The sequence below is a fragment of the Dietzia sp. B19 genome, assembly GCF_014145155.1.
Taxonomy (GTDB): domain Bacteria; phylum Actinomycetota; class Actinomycetes; order Mycobacteriales; family Mycobacteriaceae; genus Dietzia; species Dietzia natronolimnaea.
Genome location: NZ_JAALED010000283.1, coordinates 1 through 2,464, shown reverse-complemented (window position 1 = coordinate 2,464; position 2,464 = coordinate 1). Strand labels below are relative to the sequence as shown.

The following is a 2,464-nucleotide window of genomic DNA, read 5'->3' as shown; positions in this document are numbered from 1 at the left end:
GCCGCCGCGGCCGCACGGCCGTCAGTCCCGAGGAGAGTGGTGAAGGCACGGAGTGCCGGATCCAGGTGCGCGATCCGGTCCAGGGCGGCGTCGAGCGCCCCCGTCGCGGTGTCGGCGCCGGACCGCACCGCCTCTGCGGTCCGGGACGCGGGCGGGGTGGGGGTGATCACGAGCCCGATGGTACGGGGCGCGTACGACACGATCGCCTGTCCGCCCACGGCGATCAGCACGGTCGGCTGTCGTGCCCCGCAGGTAGCCTGGGGCGATAGGCGACGAGGTCGGTCGCATCACGAGGTCCGCCGACCGGCGGGTCCGTCCTTCGCACTCGAGGACCGAATGGAACGTAAGAGCAACACCGTTTTCCGCAACGTGGCGATCGCGGGCGTCATCATCCTGGCGATCGTCGGTTTCTCGTTCTTCGCGAACGACGAGCGGGGGTACACGGAGGTCGACACCTCGGTGGCCCTCGCGCAGATCGACGCCGGGAACGTCAGGGAGGCGACGATCGAGGACCGCGAGCAGCAGCTGCGGCTCACGCTCGAGTCGGCGATCACCCCTGAGGAGGGTGCGGACGAGACCGACCAGCTGCTCGCCAAGTACCCGGAGCGGGCGGCGGCCCAGATCTTCGACCGGATCGCCGCCGCGGAGCCGGAGAAGTACGACACCACCGTCACCCAGCAGGGCTTCCTCACCCAGATGCTGTCGTTCCTGCTGCCCATGCTCATCCTCTTCGGGCTCCTGTTCTACTTCATGACGCGCATGCAGGGCGGCAAGGGCGGCCTGTTCGGCGTCGGCAAGTCGCGGGCCGTCGAGTTCACCAAGGACATGCCGCAGACCACGTTCGCCGACGTCGCCGGTGAGGACGAGGCCGTGGAGGAGCTCAACGAGATCAAGGACTTCCTCCAGAACCCGGCGCGGTACGAGCGCCTGGGCGCCAAGATCCCCCGCGGCGTCCTCCTCTACGGGCCACCCGGAACGGGCAAGACCCTGCTGGCGCGGGCGGTGGCCGGCGAGGCAGGGGTGCCGTTCTTCTCGATCTCGGGCTCGGACTTCGTGGAGATGTTCGTGGGCGTGGGCGCCTCGCGTGTCCGCGACCTGTTCGAGAAGGCCAAGCAGAACGCGCCCTGCATCGTGTTCGTCGACGAGATCGACGCCGTCGGTCGGCACCGCGGCTCCGGGACGGGTGGCGGCCACGACGAACGCGAGCAGACCCTCAACCAGCTCCTCGTGGAGATGGACGGGTTCAGCGACCGTGAGACGGTCATCATGATCGCGGCGACCAACCGTCCCGACGTGCTCGATCCGGCCCTGCTGCGGCCCGGTCGGTTCGACCGCCAGGTGCCGGTGACCAACCCGGACCTGCGCGGTCGCGAGTCCATCCTCGCCGTCCACTCGGTGGGCAAGCCCCTGGCCGCCGACGTGGACATGCGGTCGCTGGCCCGGCGCACGATCGGCATGTCCGGCGCGGACCTGGCCAACGTGCTCAACGAGGGCGCGCTGCTGGCCGCCCGGATGGGCCGGGACGAGATCTCGATCGACATCCTCGAGGAGGCCACCGACCGGGTCGTGGGCGGACCACGCCGCAAGCACCGCGTGATCAGCGAGCACGAGAAGAAGGTCACCGCCTACCACGAGTCCGGTCACGCGCTCGCGGCGTGGGCGATGGAGGACCTGGAGCCGGTCCACAAGGTCACGATCCTCGCTCGCGGCCGCACCGGGGGGCACGCACTGGTCGTCCCGGAGGACGACAAGTCCCTCATGACCCGCGCGGACATGATCGCGCGGATCGTCATGGCCATGGGCGGCCGCGCAGCCGAGGAGTACGTCTTCGGCGAACCGACCTCCGGCGCCAGCTCGGACATCGAGCAGGCCACCAGGATCGCCCGCACGATGGTCGCCGAGTACGGCATGAGTTCCAGGCTCGGGGCGGTCAGGTACGGCGGCGAGGGCGGGGACCCGTTCCTCGGACGCGGCGGCGCCGGGGGCTCCGAGTACTCCCCGGAGGTGGCCAAGGCAATCGACGACGAGGTCCGCCGGATCATCGACGCCGCGCACACCGAGGCGTGGAAGGTCCTCGAGGAGAACCGGGAGATCCTCGACTCCGTGGCAGGGGAACTGCTCGAGAAGGAGACGCTCCGGCAGGAGGATCTCCAACGGCTGTTCGCGGACGTGGTCAAGCGTCCGAGGATCACCGAGTTCGACGACTTCTCCGGTCGTGTCCCGTCGACCCGGCCGCCCATCAAGACACCGGGTGAGCTGGCGAAGGAACGCGGCGAGCCGTGGCCGCCACCGACGAGCGACCCGTTCTCGATGCCCGTCCTCCCGGCGAGCCGAGAGCAAGGTGGCACCGGGCAGGACGCGGGCCGGGACCCGGGCGACCGGACCGATCGCGAGCGTGAGTCGGTTCCGGCGGGCGCGTCGTCCTCCGGGATCCCGGCGTACGGCACGCCACCGCCCCCCGGCT

Annotated in this window: 1 protein-coding gene; it reads left to right on the top strand. The window is 70.4% G+C overall.

The annotated features are described in order from the left end of the window. Window positions 1–336 precede the first annotated feature (336 nt). A partial coding sequence (gene ftsH, locus G6020_RS08900) for an ATP-dependent zinc metalloprotease FtsH (RefSeq protein ID WP_241732637.1) occupies window positions 337–2,464 on the top strand: 2,128 nt, incomplete at its 3' end.